13 protein-coding genes are annotated in these 20,697 nt (G+C 72.8%); 3 read left to right on the forward strand and 10 right to left on the reverse strand.

Annotated elements, in window-relative coordinates:
- Positions 1-14 precede the first annotated feature (14 nt).
- Genes HJD23_RS08640 through meaB form a run of 3 tightly spaced genes read left to right on the forward strand, consistent with a single transcriptional unit; the run spans position 15 to position 4,977 of the window.
- Positions 15-1,817 (forward strand): methylmalonyl-CoA mutase subunit beta, encoded by a 1,803-nt coding sequence (locus HJD23_RS08640; protein ID WP_171134001.1) that lies wholly within the window; start codon positions 15-17, stop codon positions 1,815-1,817.
- The gene (gene scpA, locus HJD23_RS08645) at positions 1,817-3,991 is read left to right on the forward strand and encodes a methylmalonyl-CoA mutase (protein WP_171108533.1); all 2,175 of its coding nucleotides are present in this window, start codon (positions 1,817-1,819) and stop codon (positions 3,989-3,991) included. The genes HJD23_RS08640 and scpA overlap by 1 nt, the downstream gene beginning before the upstream one ends.
- A complete protein-coding gene (gene meaB, locus HJD23_RS08650) occupies positions 3,988-4,977 on the forward strand; it encodes a methylmalonyl Co-A mutase-associated GTPase MeaB (RefSeq protein ID WP_171108536.1) in 990 nt (329 codons plus the stop codon). The genes scpA and meaB overlap by 4 nt, the downstream gene beginning before the upstream one ends.
- 6 nt (positions 4,978-4,983) lie before the next feature.
- Here the strand turns inward: meaB and HJD23_RS08655 are convergent, their stop codons facing one another.
- The 10 genes from HJD23_RS08655 to HJD23_RS08700 all read right to left on the reverse strand — a co-directional run bounded on the left by HJD23_RS08655 (position 4,984) and on the right by HJD23_RS08700 (position 19,946).
- On the reverse strand, positions 4,984-6,339 hold the full coding sequence (locus HJD23_RS08655; protein WP_171111424.1) for an FAD-dependent monooxygenase: 1,356 nt from the start codon (positions 6,337-6,339) through the stop codon (positions 4,984-4,986).
- Between the two features lie 375 nt (positions 6,340-6,714).
- Positions 6,715-8,013, reverse strand: a complete 1,299-nt coding sequence (locus HJD23_RS08660; RefSeq protein ID WP_171108537.1) for a TIGR02679 family protein — start codon at positions 8,011-8,013, stop codon at positions 6,715-6,717.
- Positions 8,010-12,224, reverse strand: coding sequence for a TIGR02680 family protein (locus tag HJD23_RS08665; protein ID WP_240980664.1), 4,215 nt, complete (start codon positions 12,222-12,224; stop codon positions 8,010-8,012). Before HJD23_RS08665 ends, HJD23_RS08660 begins: the two co-directional genes overlap by 4 nt.
- A complete protein-coding gene (locus HJD23_RS08670) occupies positions 12,221-13,576 on the reverse strand; it encodes a TIGR02678 family protein (RefSeq protein ID WP_171108539.1) in 1,356 nt (451 codons plus the stop codon). The genes HJD23_RS08665 and HJD23_RS08670 overlap by 4 nt, the downstream gene beginning before the upstream one ends.
- On the reverse strand, positions 13,576-15,183 hold the full coding sequence (locus HJD23_RS08675; RefSeq protein WP_197972365.1) for a TIGR02677 family protein: 1,608 nt from the start codon (positions 15,181-15,183) through the stop codon (positions 13,576-13,578). Before HJD23_RS08675 ends, HJD23_RS08670 begins: the two co-directional genes overlap by 1 nt.
- 561 nt (positions 15,184-15,744) lie before the next feature.
- Entirely contained in the window at positions 15,745-16,659 is a 915-nt protein-coding gene (locus HJD23_RS08680) for a squalene/phytoene synthase family protein (protein WP_171108543.1), read from the reverse strand.
- A 16-nt stretch (positions 16,660-16,675) separates the two neighbouring features.
- Positions 16,676-17,083, reverse strand: coding sequence for a peptide-methionine (R)-S-oxide reductase MsrB (msrB, locus tag HJD23_RS08685; protein WP_171108545.1), 408 nt, complete (start codon positions 17,081-17,083; stop codon positions 16,676-16,678).
- A 13-nt stretch (positions 17,084-17,096) separates the two neighbouring features.
- On the reverse strand, positions 17,097-18,488 hold the full coding sequence (gene murC / locus HJD23_RS08690) for a UDP-N-acetylmuramate--L-alanine ligase (RefSeq protein WP_171108547.1): 1,392 nt from the start codon (positions 18,486-18,488) through the stop codon (positions 17,097-17,099).
- A gap of 141 nt (positions 18,489-18,629) precedes the next feature.
- Positions 18,630-19,085: an indole-3-glycerol phosphate synthase gene (locus tag HJD23_RS08695; RefSeq protein WP_197972366.1), complete on the reverse strand. Its 456-nt coding sequence runs from the start codon at positions 19,083-19,085 to the stop codon at positions 18,630-18,632.
- Positions 19,086-19,169: 84 nt separating this feature from the next.
- Positions 19,170-19,946 (reverse strand): pyrimidine reductase family protein, encoded by a 777-nt coding sequence (locus HJD23_RS08700; RefSeq protein WP_171108551.1) that lies wholly within the window; start codon positions 19,944-19,946, stop codon positions 19,170-19,172.
- Positions 19,947-20,697 lie beyond the last annotated feature (751 nt).

Here is a 20,697-nt window from a genome sequence, read left to right on the forward strand (position 1 = left end):
CCTAGCATCCGAGCATGACGGTCCTGCCCGACGACGGGCTTACTCTGGCCGCCGAGTTCTCCGACGCGACCCGTGAGCAGTGGCAGCGCCTTGTGGCGGGCGTACTGCGCAAGTCGGGCAAGGACGTCGAGGACGCGGCCGCCGAGGACGCCCTGTCCACCACGCTGGAGGACGGACTCCGTGTCCGCCCCCTGTACACCGCCCACGATGCCGCGCCCGAGCCCGGCTTCCCCGGTTTCGCACCCTTTGTACGGGGTGCCCGGGCCGAGGGGAACACCCTCGGCGGCTGGGACGTACGACAGCGGCACGCGACCGTCGACGGCGGCGCGGTGCTCGCCGACCTGGAGAACGGCGTCACCTCGCTCTGGCTGGCCGTCGGCGCGGGCGGCCTCCCGGTGTCCTCGCTCGGCCGCGTCCTCGACGGCGTCTATCTCGACCTGGCGCCCGTCGTCCTCGACGCCGGACGCGAGGTCGAGGACGCCGCACGTGAGTTGCTGCGGCTGTACGAGGAGCGGGGCGTCGCCCGTGAGGCGGCGCGCGGCAACCTGGGCGCCGACCCGCTGGGATTCGAGGCGCGCACCGGGCAGTCGTACGACTCCTCGGCCGTGACCGGACTGGCGCGGCGGTGCGCCGACGAGTACCCGGGGCTGCGGGCGCTGACCGTGGACGCGCTGCCGTACCACGAGGCCGGTGGCTCGGCCGCGCAGGAACTGGGGTGCTCGCTGGCGACCGGTGTCGCGTATCTGCGGGCGCTGACCGAGGCGGGCCTGAGTATCGAACAGGCCTGCGCGCAGCTGGAGTTCCGGTACGCGGCCACCGCCGACCAGTTCCTGACGATCGCCAAGCTGCGGGCGGCACGCAGGCTGTGGGCGCGGGTCGCCGAGGTGTGCGGCGGGCCGGGGGCTCAGGTGCAGCACGTCGTGACCTCGCCGGTGATGACGACGCGCCGCGACCCGTGGGTGAACATGCTGCGCACCACGGTGGCCACGCTGGCGGCCGGGGTCGGGGGCGCCGACGCGGTGACCGTACTGCCGTTCGACCACGCGCTGGGTCTGCCGGACGCGTTCGCGCGCCGCATCGCCCGCAACACCTCCACGATCCTCATCGAGGAGTCGCACCTGTCCCGGGTGATCGACCCGGCCGGTGGCTCCTGGTACGTGGAGCGCCTCACGGACGAACTCGCCCACGCGGGCTGGGAGTTCTTCCGCACGATCGAACGGGCGGGCGGCCAGGCCGCCGCCCTGCGCTCGGGGATGCTCCGCGAGCGGCTGGCCGAGACCTGGGCCGCCCGCGCCGCGCAGCTCGCCAAGCGGCGTGAACCCATCACCGGCGTCAGCGAGTTCCCGCACCTGGCCGAGAAGCCCGTCGTCCGCGAGCCCGCCCCCGAGCCGCCCACCGGCGGCCTGCCGCGGGTCCGCCGCGACGACGCCTACGAGGCGCTGCGCGCCCGCTCGGACGCCCACCTCGCCGCGACCGGCTCCCGCCCCCGGATCTTCCTGGCCACCCTCGGCCCGGCCGCCGCCCACACGGCGCGCGCCACCTTCGCCGCGAACCTGTTCCAGGCGGGCGGCGTCGAGCCCGTCACCGAGGGCACGTTCGAGGAGAGCGGGGCGCGCGAGGTCTGCCTGTGCTCCAGCGACGAGCTGTACGCGGAGCAGGCCGAGGCCCGCGCCCGCGAGCTGACGGCGGCGGGCGCCACGCATGTGTTCCTCGCGGGGCGGCCCGGGCAGTACGCGGGTGTCGACAGTTACGTCTTCGCCGGCTGTGACGCGGTCGCCGTGCTCTCCGCGACCCTCGACCGGATGGGAGTGTCCTGATGTCCGTCCCCGACTTCTCCGGGATCGAGCTGGGGACCCCGGCCACCGACGGCGGCACCGACGAGTGGCGTACGGCGGTGAAGAAGGCGGCCGCCGGTGACGACCTGCTCTGGGAGACCCCGGAGGGCATCGCGGTCAAGCCGCTCTACACCGGGCAGGACCTGGAGGGCCTGGACTTCCTGGACACCTACCCGGGCATCGCGCCGTATCTGCGCGGCCCGTACCCGACGATGTACGTCAACCAGCCCTGGACCATCCGCCAGTACGCGGGCTTCTCCACCGCCGAGGAGTCCAACGCCTTCTACCGGCGCAATCTGGCGGCCGGTCAGAAGGGCCTGTCCGTCGCCTTCGACCTGCCCACGCACCGCGGCTACGACAGCGACCACCCGCGGGTGACCGGTGACGTCGGCATGGCGGGCGTGGCGATCGACTCGATCTACGACATGCGGCAGCTGTTCGACGGCATCCCGCTGGACCGGATGACCGTGTCGATGACGATGAACGGCGCGGTGCTGCCGGTGCTCGCGCTGTACATCGTGGCGGCGGAGGAACAGGGCGTACCGCCCGAGAAGCTGGCCGGGACCATTCAGAACGACATCCTCAAGGAGTTCATGGTCCGCAACACCTACATCTATCCGCCGAAGCCGTCGATGCGGATCATCTCCGACATCTTCTCCTTCACCTCGCAGCGGATGCCCCGCTACAACTCCATCTCCATCTCCGGCTACCACATCCAGGAGGCGGGCGCGACGGCCGACCTGGAGCTGGCGTACACCCTCGCGGACGGCGTGGAGTACATCCGGGCGGGCCGTGAAGCGGGCCTGGACGTGGACGCGTTCGCGCCCCGGCTTTCCTTCTTCTGGGCGATCGGCATGAACTTCTTCATGGAGATCGCCAAGCTGCGCGCGGCCCGCCTGCTGTGGGCGAAGCTGGTGAAGCAGTTCGACCCGAAGAACACCAAGTCCCTGTCCCTGCGCACCCATTCGCAGACCTCCGGCTGGTCCCTGACCGCGCAGGACGTGTTCAACAACGTCACGCGTACGTGCGTCGAGGCGATGGCGGCCACCCAGGGCCACACCCAGTCGCTGCACACCAACGCCCTCGACGAGGCCCTCGCGCTGCCCACCGACTTCTCGGCGCGGATCGCGCGCAACACCCAGCTGCTCATCCAGCAGGAGTCCGGCACCACGCGGGTGATCGACCCGTGGGGCGGCAGTGCCTACGTCGAGAAGCTGACGTACGACCTGGCCCGCCGCGCCTGGCAGCACATCCAGGAGGTCGAGCAGGCGGGCGGCATGGCCCAGGCCATCGACGCGGGCATTCCGAAGCTGCGCGTGGAGGAGGCCGCGGCCCGCACACAGGCCCGGATCGACTCGGGTCGGCAGCCGGTGATCGGCGTGAACAAGTACCGGGTGGAGAACGACGAGCAGATCGAGGTCCTGAAGGTCGACAACTCCGCCGTGCGCGCGCAGCAGATCGAGAAGCTGCGGCGGCTGCGCGAGGAGCGGGACGAGACCGCCTGCCGGGACGCGCTGGACGCGCTGACCCGGGCCGCCGGGGGCGACGGCAACCTGCTGGAGCTGGCGGTGCGCGCGGCCCGGGCGAAGGCGACCGTCGGGGAGATCTCGGACGCCCTGGAGAAGGTGTACGGGCGGCACGCGAGCCAGATCCGTACGATCTCCGGCGTGTACCGCAACGAAGCAGGCGAGTCCCCGTCCGTGGACCGCACCCGCGCCCTGGTGGACGCCTTCGAGGAGGCCGAGGGCCGCCGTCCGCGCATCCTGGTCGCCAAGATGGGCCAGGACGGCCACGACCGCGGCCAGAAGGTGATCGCGACCGCGTTCGCCGACCTCGGCTTCGACGTGGACGTCGGCCCGCTGTTCCAGACCCCCGCCGAGGTCGCCCGGCAGGCGGTGGAGGCGGACGTGCACATCGTGGGCGTGTCCTCGCTGGCCGCCGGTCACCTCACGCTCGTACCGGCACTGCGCGAGGAACTGGCGGCGGAGGGACGCGAGGACATCGTGATCGTCGTCGGCGGGGTGATTCCGCCGCAGGACGTGCCGACCCTGCTGGAGATGGGTGCGGCGGCCGTGTTCCCGCCGGGGACGGTGATCCCGGACGCGGCCCACGACCTGGTACGGCGGCTGGCGGCCGACCTCGGGCACGAGCTGTGATCGACCTTGACGCGTATGTGAAGGGCGTGCTCGACGGCAAGCGGGCGATCGTGGCGCGCGCGATCACGCTCGTCGAGTCCACCCGGCCGCAACACCGGGTGCTGGCCCAGCAGTTGCTGACCGAGCTGCTGCCGTACAGCGGGAAGGCGCGGCGGATCGGCGTCAGCGGGGTGCCGGGGGTCGGCAAGTCCACGTTCATCGACGCGTTCGGCACGATGCTGACCGGGCTCGGCCACCGGGTCGCCGTGCTCGCCGTCGACCCGTCGTCGAGCCGGACCGGCGGCTCGATCCTGGGCGACAAGACCAGGATGGAGCGGCTGGCCGTGGACCCCGCGGCCTTCGTCCGCCCCTCCCCCACCGCCGGCACGCTCGGCGGCGTCGCCAAGGCGACCCGCGAGTCGATCGTGGTGATGGAGGCGGCGGGCCACGACGTGGTGCTCGTCGAGACGGTCGGTGTCGGCCAGTCCGAGACGGCCGTCGCGAACATGGTCGACTCCTTCCTGCTGCTCACCCTGGCCCGCACCGGCGACCAGCTGCAGGGCATCAAGAAGGGTGTCCTGGAGCTGGCCGACGTGATCGCCGTCAACAAGGCGGACGGCCCGCACGAGCGGGACGCGCGGGCGGCTGCACGGGAGTTGTCGGGCGCGCTGCGGCTGATGCACGGCAAGGACGCCGTCTGGACGCCGCCGGTGCTGCACTGCAGCGCCCGCGAGTCGACCGGCCTGGACACCGTCTGGGAGCGCCTGGAACAGCACCGCACGCTCCTCGACTCCACCGGCCGCCTCGCCGCCAAGCGCCGCGACCAGCAGGTCGACTGGACCTGGACGATGGTCCGCGACGACCTGCTGGCCCGCCTGCACGCCCACCCGGCCGTACGCGCCCTCGCACCTGCCCTCGAACAGCAGGTGCGGGACGGGGAGTTGACGGCGACGCTGGCGGCGGAGCGGATCCTGGGGGCGTACGAGGACGGCCGACCGACGAGCTGACCTCGCTCAGGCCCCCGGCCCCTCCGGTGTCGCCGGCGGCTCGGTGGGCGACGGTGCGGGTGGGCCGAAGAGGACGGCCCGGGCCACGGGTGGGGCGAACAGGGCGGCGACCGGCGCGGCGAGGGTCAGCACGGAGCGGAAGGCGCGCCCCACGACAGGGTCGCCGGGGGACCGCTCCTGGACCCGGCCCAGGTACCAGCCGGCGACGCGGTCCGCGGGCCCGCCGACGACCGCGGTGCCGACCGCGCCCGGCATCGCACGGTCCGCCCCGGCGGAGATGTCCCACGCCTGCCGGGACGCCGCGAGCAGCGCCCGCTGCACGCGCCGCGTCGTGGGTGTCCGGCGCGGATCGGCCAGTGCGTCGCGCAGGGCGACCGCGCTCATCGCGGCGACGGCCATGCCCTGCCCGTAGATCGGGTTGAAGGTGCACAGGGCGTCGCCGGTGGCGAGGAATCCGGCCGGGTGACGGCCGGGCAGGTCGTAGCGGCGGCGGATGTTCGCGGTCCGCCGGTAGCCGAACGCCGGTGACAGCGGTTCGGCGTCCTCCAGCCACCGGTGCAGGAGCGGATGCGGCAGCCTCTTGGTGTACGTCACGAACTCGTCGTCGTCCGTGGGCGGTTCGTCGCCGCGCAGCCCCGAGACGATGAGCAGATGACTGCCGTCCTCCAGCGGCAGCGCACCGCCGGCGTGCACCTGGTCGGGGCAGGGATAGACGTAGTAGCCCAGGGTCTCGCCGTCGAGGACGCCGCTCTTGCCGCGGTAGACGCGGGAGGCGTAGGCGAGCCCGGTGTCGATGGTCTCCTCGTGCGGGGCGTCGGCGCCGATCGCGGCGAGCCACTGCGGGGCCTTCGTGCCGCTGCCGGAGGCGTCGACGACCAGGTCGGCCTCAAGGGCCCGGGGTTCTGTGCGGGCCTCGCCGGAGCGGTCCCGCAGCAGCACGCCCCGCACCCGCGCGGCGTCGCCGAGGAGCCCGACGGCATCGGTCCCCTCCACCACGCTGATCGCCGGGTTGGCCAGAACCCGCCGCCGCACCAGCTCCTCCAGCTGCGCGCGGGAACCGGTGTAGATGTGCGTCGTCGCGGGCGTCCGGCGGAACCAGCGGCCGTTCTGCCACAGCACCATGTCCGACGGCATGCCCACCCGCGGCGCCCCCGCCGCCCGCAGCTCCGCCAGGAACCCCGGCAGCAGCGACTCCAGGGCCACCTGCCCGCCCTCCAGCAGGACATGCGGATGCCGCCCCTGCGGCACGCCGGGCCGCGCCTTGCCACCGTCCGGGAACCGGTCGCGCTCGACGACGGTCACCCGCTCGGCATGCCCGGCCAGCACATGCGCCGCGAGCAACCCCGCGAGACTCCCACCCACGACAACCACATGCCGCCCACCCCGACCACCGCCCGCTCCTCCGGCAGAGTCCACCGATCCACTCCCCTGGTCGCCGTCGTCAGAAGGCACCAGTATCCCGCTCACCAGACCGGGTTGACCGCGTTTCAGCCCTTCTGCACGCCCCGGAGAGGCCAACCTCGGGCCACCTCCCGGCTCCGCCACGGCGGCTCGTGGCAGCAGCGGGGTGTCGATCCAGCGGCCGTGCTTGCGGCCACCGTGCGCGAGACAGCCGACTGCCGCGCTGAGCCGGTGCGAGTGCGTGAAGGTCTTCGGATCGGGGATGCGTGGCCAGGCTCGGGTGCATCCGCTCCCCCCTGCGGGGCAACAGCCGAGCCGCCACTGGCCGTAGAGCCCCTACTCCAGGTCTCCCAGTAGTGGCTCCAACGCACACTCCTCGTGCAGGGCGACTCCGAAGGCTTCCATGGTCGGGGCCAGCTCGGCGTCCCAGACGGCCGCCACGCGTGGCCCGGCCAGCGGCAGTGACGGCGTGCCGTACAGCTCCGCGCGTGTCGCGAGGTATTCGTAGTCCGCCGCCGTCATGCGCCACGGCTCCGCCCGGTACCGCTCCATGACCCGGTTGGCCAGCGCGATACCCGTCCAGTCGAAGTCCCCGTGGTACGCGAAGGCACAGCCGGCTGCCGCCAGTGCGTCCAGCAGCGTGAGAACGACCGTCGTCGCACTGCCCGACGTGCAGACCAGCGGGGCGGTGCATCCGGCATCGGCCGCGGCTTCGACCACGCGTGGGTTCTCGCACACGTGGACTCGGGTGCCCGGTGGCATGTCCAGGCGCAGGGTGCGCAGTTCGCGCAAGGTCAGATGGGTCTCCAGCCCGCGGTCCGCCCGCTCGCGCAGGGTCTTCTCACCCCACGTCCCGCCCCTTGGCCGCAGACCACACGTGAGTACGGTGCTGGACACCTCGTCGGGAATGACCGAGGCCCGCCGCCACAGGGCGCGGCGGCCCGGTGCGTCAGTCGGGACATCCACTCCCCGGGCCGCCGCGATGCCCCGCAGGACCAGGCGGGCCAGCAGAGTGCCGTCGTCCAGGCCGTGGGCCGAGCCCGTCGTGCGGGTGGCCAGTTCACCGCGGCCCCAGGTGGCAGGGGTCGGGTCGGGACCTGTGCCGGGGAAGAGGGTCGCGAGGGTGTCGATGGCCTGGGTGACGGTGGTGAGCGCGGTGCCGGACGGCTGTCGGGTGAGCGTGCCGCCCCGCCGCATCTCCTCCAGCCATGGGCGGGCCCATGACTGGCCTGCCAAGGGCGTTGCAGCGAGGGTCGTTTCCGCCGCGGACCACAGACGGGTGCGTTCGGCCTGCGCAGCGTCGCGGGCCGCCCGGCGATCGGTGAGGGGTGGGCCCAGTTCCGCCAGCGTCGCGGCCAGCCCCCGGCCGACCGCACTGGCCCGCAGGCGGATGTCCAGGTCCGGCAGGCGGATGGTGGCGGTCGGGCCGGTGACCGGCCTGGCCAGCAGGAGGGACAGAGCCTCCCGCTCCTGTGCGTCCAGGTTCTGGAGCCTGATCGTGCCGGTCGGCTGGAGGCCGCCTCGTTCGAGGCGGGTGCGGGCTGCCGCCCAGAGGCGCGTCAGACCCGGCCGGTTCAGGAAAGCCAGTGATTCGGCGTCCAGCAGCGGCTCCCCCTCCGCTCGGGCGTTGGTCATACCGACACCAGCCGCCTCTGCCGCCCGTTCCACGTGTAGTGGAGGGTGGCCACGCCCCGCACGTGCGGATCGCGCAGGCACTCGTAGATGTGCAAGGACGGTACGCCCGGCCAGTTGCCGATGAGGCGTTCGCTGGTGAGGACGAAGTCGAGGTCCAGGTCGACGAGGATGCGGCCGAGGCGGGCGTGGGTGGGCTCGTCGACCTTGGCGAAGGCGTCGTCCAGCAGGATCAGGCGGGGTGCGTGCGGGGCGGACTCCGCGAGGCTGGTGAAGTGGGCGGCCGCCGCAGCGAAGAGCACCAGATACGACAGCACGCGCTGTTCGCCCTGGCTCAGGCCGGTGCGGCCGGAGAGCTTGCGACGGCTGCCGGGGGCGGCGTCGTTCACCACCCAGGGGGTGAAGGTGAACCAGTCCCGGTAGTCGAGGGCGGTGCGCAGGTGGGCCGCGTAGCCCGCGCCCGGGTCGGCGCGGCGGGCGTCTTCGATGCGCCGCTGGAGGACGTCGCGGAGCTGCTCGGACTCTTCGCGGTTACGCAGACCCGAGGGACTGCGCAGGAGATCGACGGCCGCCTTGACGTCGGCCTCCACGCCGTCGGCGAGTTTCCAGTCGAGGGTGACGCCCAGGCCGTGTGAGGTGCGGACCGTGGACAGGGTGGCGTTGAGGGCGGCCACCAGGGCGCCCGCGGCCAGGACCTGGGTGGACAGGTGGTCGCCCAGCTCGCCCGTCAGGAAGCGCTGGAAGACCTCCCGCTCGCGTTCCGTCAGCCGGTCGCGGGCTTCGGCCGCCTGGGCGGCGATGCGCTCGCCCACCACGGCGATGTCGTGCGGGCCGTGGTCGTCGACGAGGCGGCAGCGCTTGATGCCGTCGTGTTCCTCGATCGTCGCGTCGTAGCCTCCGGAGAGCTGGTCGCGCAGCGCGGTGTGGAGATTGAGGAGCGTGGTGTCCGAGGTGTCGCGGCGTTCGGTGTCCAGACGGCGGCGCACGTCGTCGACCAGCGTACGCAGTGCCGTGATCCGGCCCCGTACGTCCTCGTGGACCGGGTCCGGGGACCTCAGGGCCACACCCTCGTCGCTGTCCAGGCCCGCCCCTCTCAGCACACCCGGCAACGACAACGCCACGCGCAGACGCCGTCCGCAGACCAGCGCGTCGTCCTCCTGGGCGGCGAGTGCCTCGCGCCGTACTCTCTCGTCCTCCTCGGCCCGTACGCGCTTGTCGTGCACCTCGGCCATGTCCTCCCGCAGCCGGGGGAGTTGGCGCTCCACGGCGTCCAGGCGGCGCTTCGCCTCGGCCTCGCGGGAGAGGATCTCCTGCTCCGTGGCGCCGAGCGCCTCCTGAAGGCCTCGGACGACACGGCGAGCGGTCTCCAGGCGGCCGAGCGGCTCGGCGTAGTCGGCTTCGGCTTCCCGGCAGGCCGACTCGGCAACCTCGTAGTCCGTCCGGCCGTCGCGGTGACTACCGGCTGCGGAAACGACCGCGTGCACTCGTCGCCGCAACCGCTCCGTGCCCTGCCCGAGCCGGTCCAGGGCGAGACGGACCGTGTCGAGTGCGGCCGGCTCCGTCGGGAGGCCGTGGGCGCTCGCCGTCGCCTCGGCCTCCCGCCGGGCGCCGGACGCGCGGGCCCGCGCCTGCTCCGCCTCCCGGGTGGCCGTGGCAGCCTGCCTGGCGAGGGACTCGGCGGTGCGCTCGGCCTCGGCGGTACGGGCCCAGGCATCGGTCAGCCGACGGGCGGAGGGCGGCCGGCGCAGGGTGTCGGCGGCTCGGTCTCGGTGCTCGGTCAGGATGCGCAGTCCCTGCTCGCACTCCGCCAACTCGTCCTGCACCGCGGCCAGTCGACGGTCGAGTTCGGCGAGCGTCCGGCGGCGGGTCTCCGCACGCACCTCCGCACCGACGTACTCGGCGGCCCGCTTGACGTGGCGGCCCCGCGCGACACCCAGCTTCCACGAGCCGTCGGTGCCGATGACGCTGTGCGGATCGGCCACCGCCGTATCCACCGCGTCCGTGAGGAGGTTCCCGACACCGGCCAGCGCCACCGCCCCCAGCACCCGCTCGACCTGCTCGGCCGTCACCCCGCTGTCCGGCGCGGCGACGGGCCGCAGCACCCGGGCGAGCGTCACCCCGGCCACCGGTTCTCCCGGAACCAGGAGGGTGTCCCGCGCGGCCGCGTCCAGGACCGTGCCGTCGGCGCGGACCCAGGCGTCGAGCAGACCGCTTGCCTCCAGGGCGGCTTCCAGCCCCGCACGCGCTTCCGGCCCCAGGTCGGCTGCGAAGTCCACCAGCCGGTACAGGGGAGCGCCGGTGCCGGGGATGCGGGGAGCCGCGCGGTGGGGTGGAGGCGGCGGCTCGGGGTCGGTACGGAGTTCCCACTCCTCGCGCTCGCTGCGCACGCGATCTCGTTCACCGGTCAGTTCGCGCAGGGCGACGGCGCGGGCGTCGCGTTCCTCGCCCAGTTCCGCCAGCCACGGATCGACGGCCGACCGGGCCGCGTCAGCCACCTCGTCGGGGACCCGGTTGGGCAGCGGGCCGTCCGCCGGATCGTGGGCGACCAAAGCGAGTACGTCGTCCAGGGGTACCCCGGTGAGGCCTCGCAGCCGCTCGATCCAGGCCCGGACCGTGTCGGCGTACGCCTCTCCTTCGCGCGCGGTCTCCTGTCGGCGCCGCTCTGCCTGGTCTCGCGCGTGTTCCGTCTGTTCCTCCAGGCGCTCACGGGCAGCGTCGGCCTCGTGCGCCTCCTGCTGGGCCTTGGCCGACGCCTCCACGAGAACGGCCAGTTCGGTCACGGACCGGGACCGGTGCCCGATCACCGGCTGCGCGGCGTCGAGCTGGGCATCCCAGGTGTGCAGCGCGGTCGCGCAGGCCTCGGTGTCGACCGCCAGTACCTCACTGTGCCGTACGAGGTGGACGTCGCCCTCCGGGGACATCAGTTCAGCCGTCGCAGCGGCCGCGACCGGCAGGGCTGGGGTCGCGACGGGCTCCCCCAGGTGCACGGGGTCGAGTCCGGAGCGCTCCGCCTCCCGTACCAACTCGCCGTGCGTGCTGCTCAGCTCGATCAGCTCTTCCCGGAGCCGCCGGGCCTCGGCGGTGAGACGCCGGCCCGCTTCCTCCTTGTTACCGTGCCCTTGGCGCAGTGACTTGAAGGCGGCGGCAGCCGCGCTCTGCAGGGCGTTGACGGTGGCCCGCTTCTCCCCGAGTTCCTTGAGGCCGCGGTACTCGGCGCTGGCGTGCAGCGCGGTCAGATCGGTCTCGGCGGCGCTCGCCGCGCCCTCGAGGGCTTCGAGGTGACCGCCGAGTTCCTTCTCACGCTCACGGAGCGCTTCAGCCTTTCTCGCCGCGTCCCCCGCAGACCTGCGGCACTCCGCGAGCCTCTCCAGTTCACCGCTCGCCTCGCCCGCGCGGCGGCGCAGTGCCCCGTGCAGATAGCCGCGGTAGCCGGTGAGGAAGGTGGTGAGCGCCTGGTCCGTCCGTTCCAGACGCCCGAGGTCGGCCCGTACGGCGTCGAGGTCGTCGAGGCTCCGGGCCACTTTCTCCACGATCTCGTCGTCGAGAGCGGGCAGTGTCTCGGCGAGGACGGAGACCAGGCCCCCGGAGTCGATGCGGTCGCCGATGGTGGGGCGGCGCAACCGGTGCAGGAGATGGAGGAGGTTGCGATAGCGGGCCGCGTCGGTCAGGCCGAACAGTTCACGGGCGACCCTGGCCCGGTGCTCCACGGCGCGGTCGGTGACGTTCTCGGCGCCGACGAGCGACTTGAGCTGGTCGACGGGGAGAGGCCGGCCGGCGGGGGCGAGGTCCAGGTCTTCGCCGACCCGGAGCCGGGTCACGAAGAAGAACGGCTTCGCCGTCTTGGTCGACTGCGACGCGCGGACGGCCACTCCGAGGGTGAGGTGATGATCGCTGCCGTCCTGGTCCGTCCGGGCGAACTCCACCCACAGGTAGCCCAGCCGGTTGGTCTGCTCGAATCCGTCCAGCATGAGCCAGAGAAGGCTGGTGCGCCCGGTGCCCGTGGCGTCCAGCGCTCGGGCGTCGCCGTCGAGGAGGTACGGCAGCAGCATCTCCAGGGCCTTGGACTTGCCGGCGCCGTTCTTGCCGCGCAGCAGCAGGCGGCCGTCGCCGAAGGCGAACTCCTGCTTGTCGTACTGCCAGACGTTGTGGATGCCCGCGCGGTGCAGACGGTAGCGGTGGAGGGCCGGAGTGCTGTTCACCGGGGTGCTGTTCACCGGGGCGGCTCCTTGGAGATGTCGTCCGCCGGAGGCTGGGCGTCCGCCGGAAGCTGGGCGGCGGCGGGCTTGACCGTCACCGTGGTGGCGTAGCGGGCGGCCGCGGCGAGCAGGATCCAGCCGCCGCCCGTACGGTCCTTGCCGCGTGCCCCCGAGACGTCCGTGACGGAACGGCCGTCGGCCACCGTCTCCCCGTATCCCTCGGGCAGGCCGTGGCCGTCCGCGCGCACGGGACCGGCGGGCGCCATCAGACGCATCCGGACGAGGAGGTCGAGGACGGCGGCGAGGAATCCCTCCCGGTCCTGAAGGTGGCCGCGCTGCCAGTTGCTGCGCCTGCCGTACTCCTCGATCAGTTCGTCGAGCAGCTCGGGCAGCAGCCCGTCGGGGACAGGTACGCCGATGACCAGCCTCCCTCCGACAGCGGGGTGGCCCGGGTCTTCGGGGCGCAGCCGGTCGACGAGCCGCTCCACCAGCAGCAGCGCCGCCTGTGCGACGGTGCCGGTACCCGGCAGGTGTACGTCGGTGAGTTCGTCGTCCGGGTCGACCAGGGCGATGCCTTCGGCGCGGATCTCGGCCTCCAGCCCGAGCAGTTCCGAGAACGCCTGTGCCTCGCGCCGCTGCCGGGTGCGCAGCCACTCGCGCTCGGCGTCCGTGAGGTCGTCGAGATGGACGACCGGTGTTTCGACGAGACGCCTGCGGACGTACGTGCGCGGCCCTCCGAAGCCGGGGTCGGCGGCCCGGCGCACGAGGTCCGCGCCGTCGCGGCTCTGGGCGAGCGGACCGGCGACCACGGCCCGCGCGATCTCGCGGTCCACGGTCAGCAGTGCCTCCCCGGCCCGCTCCTCGGTGACGGCCGAGACATGGCCCTCGGTCTCCACCAGGACGCCCCAGTCGACGAGTTGCCGCAGTGCGGCCGCGAGCGTCCGCCGCTCGGCCTGCCGCCCGGTGTCGGCGATCTCGATCCCGGCGTCCACGGCCGCGGCCCGCAGATCGGCGACGAGCTGGGAGAGCAGGAGCTGTTCCGGGGCGGTGACGAGGACCGACAGGGCGAGGGCCAGGTAGGCGTACGTCCGTGGCGTGAAGGGCGTCCCGGTCGACGGCCGTTCGAGCCGGTGCCCCGAGCCCGGCCCGAGGCCGGCCTTGAAGAGCCGGGCATACGACGCCTCCACCAGCAGTCGGTATCCGAACACCTGCTGGAAGCGTTGAGCGAGCCAGTCGGCGTGGCGTCGGATCAGCGGGAAGGTGTCACTGTGCGGTCCGTTACTGGTGACCAGGGGGTGGGCCAGCAGCAGCCGGGCGGCGGTGCGCCGCTCGGCCGCGAGCGCGACGTCGTGCGCGGACGGCAGGGGCATCAGGCACTCGCCTCCCCCGCCTCGGGCATCGGCTCGCCCACGCGCATGGACGCGCTCTCGACGGCCAGCGTGAGATCGTCCGCTGTCAGGTCGCCGTCGAAGGACTGCAGGACGGTGTGCCGGCCGGGGGTACGCCACGCAGTCAGCCGGATGCCGAGGTCCGCATCACCCGCCTGCGCTCCGTCGAGCAGGAAGTCACCGGCGTCCTTGTGCAACTGGGCGTTGCCGAGGGCGGCGGTGAGGAGTTCGAGCAGCAGTCGCATGGCCGGAGCGCTCAGTCTCACCTGGTCGAATCTGCCCGCGGCGCTGCGCAGTTCGTCGGCCGCCGCCTGCCGGGCCTCGGCGTGCTCTCGCGCGTGCTCCAGGAGGCGCCGCTTCTGCTCGGAGTGGTCCTCCGCCGCCGCGGCACGTCCGCGCGGAGCCCTGCTGCCGCGCTCGCGCAGCGCCACCGGCACGTCCACCACCGGCCCGGTCCACCAACTCACGTACGCCGGCACGGACGACTCCGGATCCGGTGCCACCCCCAGATGCCGCGCCCCGTAGAGCCCGAAGGCGGCCACCGCGAGGTCGTGCGCATCCTCCGGATCCGCCGCGTCGAACCAGGCCGCGAGCCGCAGCAGGTCCTTGCGGCGGGACATCTCGCCGGAGGCCGAACGCAGCATCCGCTTGGCGTTGGCGAGGAGTGACTGCAGAGCGCGCAGGGTGGCGTCCCGGAGCTGGTCCACCTGGCTGCCGTGCCCGCCGGTGTCGGCGAACCAGTCCCGCAGCCCCTCCCAGTCCGCCAGGTCCCGTCCGCGGCTGCGCTGGACGCGGGTCTCGGGCAGGCCTTCGGCGAGGGCCCCGAGACCTGCCGTGTGGGCGTCGATGCGGGACAGCAGCGTGGGCAGATGGGGCCAGACCGCCGCCAGCTGAGCAGCGATGCGCGGGGCACGGAAGGACACGTCCTCAGTGATCGCTTCCACGTAGTCGAGCAGCAGCTCCTTGAAGCCCTGGTATTCGGCCCCTTCGAGGTCGTAGCGGGCCAGCACCTGGCCCAGGTAGGCGTAGAAGTCCCGTACGGACTCGGCGAATTCGGCGAACTGCACGAAAAGGGTGCTGATGCGTTCGAGCGCCTGCTGCGGCTCCGGGCCACCGGTCTCCGTGACCATGGCAACGATCTCGCCCAGGCCGCGGTCGACGAGCGCGAGGAGTTCACTGCTCACCTCACGCGCGGCGTCCGCCCCGGCCAGCACCTCGTCCGCGTCCCGCTGCACGCGCTCGCCGAGTTTGGACAGCTGATAGCGGGACCGGGAACGCTGGTACTCGGCGATGCTCGTCGCTTTGACGGTGTGCGTGCTGCGCAGCAGATTGCCCCAGCGCACCAACTGCTCGAGGCGCGCGGTGAGCGCCTCCGCATCGAGCGCCGCCCCCGGGCCGCCCGCCCGCTGCAGCTTGACGAGCACGTCGGGCACGGCAAGATCCGCGAGCAGTGTGCCGCAGAACACCCGCATCACCGCGACGTACTCCAGGCGTTCGGGCACGCTGAGGTACGTGTACGCACTCAGCCGCTGCCATGCTTCGGCGCCGGTCTCCTCCCGATCAGGTGCCTGCGTTTCGTTCCCCTCCATGTCGACGAGCGTACGGACCACCACTGACACTCCGGAGCAAGTCCCGGGGAAAACCGGCCGCTCGCGATGCCGACGCGCCGCCGCGGTCCGTCACGCGAGTCGGCGCCTGTGCGCCGGAGTCATCGAACCTGCGGGCGACGGATGCGACCGTGGCGGGTTCCAGCCAGGAAGCTTTGACGGACACCATGGGTGTTGTGGTCGGGCCACTTCTCACCGGGGCGAAGGAGCCGCCGTAGCCGCAAGGCAGTGGTCCTGTGACGGCCGTGAAACAGGATGCGCACCTCCGTACGGCCGGCGCTCGCCGGACGCAAACGCAGCCAGGGGCGTTCGACCAAACCGACGCCCGGCCGAAACCTCGCCATCACCCCGCCCCATGAACGAAGACGGACGCGGGCCACGAGGCACTGCACGGCCGCAGGCCAGGCTCTGGCCAGTACACACACCAGCACGGGCGCTCTCATCCCATCCAGCACGTATCCAGCACGGTGAATGAGAGTTTCCTTGCTCGGGTCGTCCACGTCCCCGCCGTGAGTACGCACCCCACAGCCGTGGGCGCCAACTTCAGCCCCGGTACCGCCGCCGTGCGGCGGTCTCCCGTGCCAGCACGCGGAGGCTGCCTATCGCCGAAGGCCCTGAGGATCGTTCGATGAGCCCGGCGCCAGCCGCCCGTACGGCCTCGAGGCGGTGGTGCTGCACACCGATCAGGGCGCGCACGAAAGGCTGGTTCGCGCGGCTCACCGTGCCCTCCAGCGGCCTCGCCGCCGCCAGTGCGGTCGCGGCGGCGTCGGCCTGTGTCTGGATCAGACGGTCGACTGCCGGGCTCCGGGGTCTGCCGGGCAGCAGGTCCGCCCGGCTGATGCCGCAGTCCTCAAGGGCCTCCACGGGGATGCCGAGGCGCCCGGTGCGCAGATCCGACGCGAGGTCTTCCAAGAAGTCCAGACGCTGCATCGCCGAGATCAGCCGCTCGCAGCAGCTGATGAACTCGTCCGGGCCGGGAGACCCGGCAGGAGCCAGCAGGCCCGCCGTGAGCATGAGGGCGGGCAGCGAGTAGCCGGTGACGTACCGGTCGAAGTCCGCCTCAGTGGCGAACTCCTCCCAGGCGACTTCCAGCGCGGCCCCGTCGAGGAAGTCCCCGACACGGGCCCGCATGTCCGGGTGCCGCTCGGCGGTGTGAGCCAGCGCGCGCAGCACCGGGAGGTCGGAGGTCCCAGTGGTGCAGGCCTTCTCCACGAGCACGGCCCACTCGGCCAGGGCGGCCGAACGCTCGGCCGCCTTCCCCTGGTCGACGCGGTCGTCCGTCTCGTGCATGAACGCGACGGCCGCGACGACATCGGGCTGGAGAGCCGTCGGCAGCAGCAGCCGTACGGCCAGGTACTCGGCCCGCGCGAAGCTGGCCACCACCCCCCGCTGAAGCGCGTAGTCGCGCCGCAGCGACGGATCCACCACGCCCGCCTGCCGCAGGACACGCCCCCACATAGGTGCCCTCCCGTGCTCAGTCCTCGTCCGGGAGCAGCCGCAGGGAGATCGAGTTGATGCAGTACCGCTGATCCGTCGGCGTCGGATACCCCTCCCCCTCGAACACATGCCCGAGGTGTGACCCGCAGCGTGCGCAGCGCACCTCGGTGCGCACCATGCCGTGCGAGCGGTCCTCGACCAGCTCCACGGCGTCGCTGTCCTTGGGGTCGTAGAAGGACGGCCAGCCGCAGTGCGACGCGAACTTGGTGTCCGAGGTGAACAGCTCGGCGCCACAGGCGCGGCACGAGTACACGCCCTTGGTCTTGGTGTCGGTGTACTCACCGGTGAACGCGGGCTCCGTCGCGGCCTGGCGCAGCACGGCGTACTCGGCCGGCGTCAGCTCCACGCGCCACTGCTCGTCCGGCTTCTCGATGTCGTACGACATGGGTGTCAGCCCCTCACTTCGACAGGCGGTGCAGAATGCGCGGCCCGAGGTCGGTGACATCGCCCGCGCCCATGGTGAGAACGAGATCACCGGCCCCGGCCATTCCCGCCACCACCTCGGGCACCTCGCCCTTGTCGTGCACCGCCGTCACGTCCGCGCCCGCCGCCCGGGCCGCCTCGATGATCAGCTCGCTGGTCACCCCCGGGATCGGGTCCTCACGGGCCGGGTAGATGTCCAGCACCACGGAGGCGTCCGCGAGGGCGAGGGACTGGCCCATCTCCTTGCCCAGCTCCTGCGTCCGCGAGAACAGATGCGGCTGGAAGACCACCAGGATCCGCGCGTCGCCGGCCGCCGCCCGCATCGCCTCCAGGTCCGCGGTCATCTCGGTCGGGTGGTGGGCGTAGGAGTCGATCACCTGCACCCCGGCCGCCTCACCCTTCAGCTGCAGCCGCCGCTTCACCCCGGTGTACGCCGCCAGCGCCGGCGCCAGCTCCGCGGCCGGGATACCGAGGGCCACGCCGGCGGCGAGGGCGGCGACCGCGTTGTGGGCGTAGTGCCGGCCGGGGACGGAGACCGTGAAGGTGAGCTCCCGGCCCTCCATCAGTACGGTGACCTCGCTCTTCAGCCCCTGCGGCACGACCGACAGCACCCGCACGTCGGCGTCGTCCGCCGCGCCGTACGTCACGACCTTGACGCCCGAGGCGGCGACCCGCCGCGTCAGCTCCCGCGCGCCCTCGTGGTCCGCCGAGATCACCAGCGTGCCGCCGGGCACGATCCGGCCCACGAAGGTCTCGAAGGACTCGTAGATCTCGTCCATCGAGGCGTAGTTGGCGTGGTGGTCGAGCTCCACGTTGAGCACGATCGCGACCTCGGGCGCGTACTTGTGGAAGCTGCGGTCGCTTTCATCCGCCTCGGCGACGAAGATGTCGCCCTCGCCGTGCAGCGCGTTGGAGCCGGGCGCGTCGAGGTCACCGCCGATCGCGTACGACGGCCGCAGCCCGAGTTCGGACAGCGACACGGCCAGCATCGAGGTGGTCGTGGTCTTGCCGTGCGTACCGGCGACCGCGATCGGCCGCAGCCCGTCCATCAGGGCCGCCAGCGCGTCGGACCGGTGCACCACCGGGATGCCCAGCTCGGCCGCGCGGGCCAGCTCCGGGTTGTCGGCCCGGATCGCCGACGAGACCACCACACAGCTGGCGTCGTCCGCGAGGTGCTCCGCCGCATGCCCGATGTGCACGGTGGCGCCCAGCGCCCGCAGCGCCTCGACGGTCGCCGACTCCTTGGCGTCACTGCCGGCGACCTTGGCCCCCCGCTGCGCCAGAATCTTCGCGATACCGGACATCCCGGCCCCACCGATGCCGATGAAGTGCGGTCGGTCCATGGCGGTAGGAAGGCCGGGTGCCATGCGTGTTCTCCCCAAGGTCTGGTCTGGTACGACGATCAGCGCGTCCCCGCGGGAAGCGCGCCACCACCCTATTCCGTGCGACGGCCGGTGCCCTTTAAGGGGCGAGTGGCACCACGCCGCCAGGGACGCGGGGCTGTATCCCTACGCCTTGCTGTGCGAGAACAGCTTCAGCACCGGCACGCCCACCTTGTGCCGAGCCCGAGAAGCCCAGTCCCGGTGGAAGAACTCCTCCACGTAGTGCGGATCCGTCAGCACGATCACCTCATCGGCCCCGACCTCCTCCACCACCCCCTTGAGCGCGTCCAGCGGATGGTCCTCGATCAGCCGCCCCTCCGCCGCACTGCCGGAGGCCCGCAGGGCCTGCAGGGACACGTCCAGCGCCCGCTGCCCCTCGCTCTTCGCCGCCTCGCCCTCCGGCGTCTCTCCCTCCCGCGCCGCCTCGTCGATCGCCCCCATCGCAAGGTCGTCGATGGCACGCAGCAACCGGTCCGCCTGCTCGCCGCGCGGCTGGAGCAGCACGTGGAAAGTGACCGGCTCGTCCCCGTGCAAGGTGGTGACGAACTCCACGTCGGCGGACGTCAGGGCTTTCTCGATCATCAAAACGCTTGTGAACACCAGGCGCCCCTATCTCCTCGAGGGCCCGCGGGCCCTCTGTCCTCCAAACAGCAGATTCCGCCTATCTCAGGACCGACGGTAGCGGGAGAACAGAAACCCGGCCTCTTCGAGCAGGGACACCAGCTCGAACCGCTGCGGAACCGCCACCGACGGCCCCCCGGCGATCCGCTGCGCGCCCCCCGCGGTGAGCATCGGGGACACGGTCAGGCACAGCTCGTCGAGCACGCCGGCCGCCACCAGCTGACCCAGCAGCCGCGGCCCGCCCTCGGTGAGCAGCCGGGTGTGACCGAGCTCGGCGAGCGCCCGTACGGCCCGTGCGGGCTCCACGCCGACACCGTCCCCGGCGACCACCACCCGCGCGCCGGCCTTCTCGGCCGCGGCCACCCGGTCCGGCGCCGCCGCCGCGCCGGTGAGGATCAGCGTGGGGACCACGGGCGAGGTGAACAGGGGCATCGAGAAGTCCAGGTCCAGGCCGGCGCTGACCACGGCGATCGCGGGCACGGGGTCCTGCCCGGCGGCCTCCCGCCGCGCCGCGAACTCCGCACGCGCGCGTGCGGGGCGGTAGCCCTCCCGGCGGACCGTTTCCGCACCGACCAGCACCACGTCCGCGAGCCCGCGCAGCGTGCCGAAGATCCGCATGTCGGTGGCGTTGGAGATGGGCTGCGACTTCCCGTCGTGCTGAGCGGCCCCGTCGAGCGTGGAGACCATGTTGGCCCGCAACCACGCCACCGGCTCCCCCGGCTCCGGCTCGGGATAGGCATAGGCCTCGGCCAGCTCCGCGAGCCCCCACTCACGGTCGGCCGGGTCCACTGTCGTATCGATCACAGGAAACAGGCGTCGCATGCCGTGCAGTGTTCCACGCGAAAAGGACCCCCAGCCGCATCAGGGCCCGGGCACGGGGCGCTGGGGTCACAGGGCCGCAGGGCCACGGGGGCCCGGGGCCGCAGGGCCCCGGCCAGAGGCCGCAGCGCCACCGGGTCACAGCACCACCAGGCCACCGGGCCACCAGGCCACCGGAACACAGGGCCACAGGCACCAGCGCCACCAGGCCGAGGCCACCGGCCACAGCACCACCCGACTACCGGACCACCGGAACACAGCACCACGGGGCCACAGACAGCAGCGCCACCAGGCTGAGGCCACCGGCCACAGCACCACCGGGCCACTGGGCCACCGGGCCGCAGGGCCACCGGGCCGCAGGGCCGCAGGGCCACCGGGCCGCAGGGCCGCAGGGCCACCGGGCCACCGGGCCGCAGGGCCGCAGGGCCGCAGGGCCGCAGGGCCGCAGGGCCGCAGGGCCGCAGGGCCGCAGGGCCGCAGGGCCGCAGGGCCGCAGGGCCGCAGGGCCGCAGGGCCGCAGGGCCGCAGGGCCGCAGGGCCGCAGGGCCGCAGGGCCGCAGGGCCGCAGGGCCGCAGGGCCGCAGGGCCGCAGGGCCGCAGGGCCGCAGGGCCGCAGGGCCAGAAGGCGTAGAGCCGCAGATCACACGCCACCAACTGGCACCATGTCGCACTCCGCCCCAGCCGCACCGCAGGTCACGCCGAACCGCCGCCCAGCCGCACCCCGGTGCACAGCCGCACCCCGCCCCACCCCGAC

It is taken from the genome of Streptomyces sp. Z423-1, from assembly GCF_013009255.1.
Classification (GTDB): Bacteria; Actinomycetota; Actinomycetes; order Streptomycetales; family Streptomycetaceae; genus Streptomyces; species Streptomyces gossypiisoli.

Excerpts from the sequence above, each read along its gene's own strand:
- murC (WP_171108547.1), bottom strand. The coding sequence starts at position 18,488 with ATGGCACCCGGCCTTCCTACCGCCATGGACCGACCGCACTTCATCGGC.
- HJD23_RS08640 (WP_171134001.1), top strand. The coding sequence starts at position 15 with ATGACGGTCCTGCCCGACGACGGGCTTACTCTGGCCGCCGAGTTCTCC.
- HJD23_RS08670 (WP_171108539.1), bottom strand. The coding sequence starts at position 13,576 with ATGCCCCTGCCGTCCGCGCACGACGTCGCGCTCGCGGCCGAGCGGCGC.
- HJD23_RS08660 (WP_171108537.1), bottom strand. The coding sequence starts at position 8,013 with ATGACCAACGCCCGAGCGGAGGGGGAGCCGCTGCTGGACGCCGAATCA.
- scpA (WP_171108533.1), top strand. The coding sequence starts at position 1,817 with ATGTCCGTCCCCGACTTCTCCGGGATCGAGCTGGGGACCCCGGCCACC.
- HJD23_RS08675 (WP_197972365.1), bottom strand. The coding sequence starts at position 15,183 with ATGGAGGGGAACGAAACGCAGGCACCTGATCGGGAGGAGACCGGCGCC.
- HJD23_RS08700 (WP_171108551.1), bottom strand. The coding sequence starts at position 19,946 with ATGCGACGCCTGTTTCCTGTGATCGATACGACAGTGGACCCGGCCGAC.
- HJD23_RS08695 (WP_197972366.1), bottom strand. The coding sequence starts at position 19,085 with ATGATCGAGAAAGCCCTGACGTCCGCCGACGTGGAGTTCGTCACCACC.
- msrB (WP_171108545.1), bottom strand. The coding sequence starts at position 17,083 with ATGTCGTACGACATCGAGAAGCCGGACGAGCAGTGGCGCGTGGAGCTG.
- HJD23_RS08680 (WP_171108543.1), bottom strand. The coding sequence starts at position 16,659 with ATGTGGGGGCGTGTCCTGCGGCAGGCGGGCGTGGTGGATCCGTCGCTG.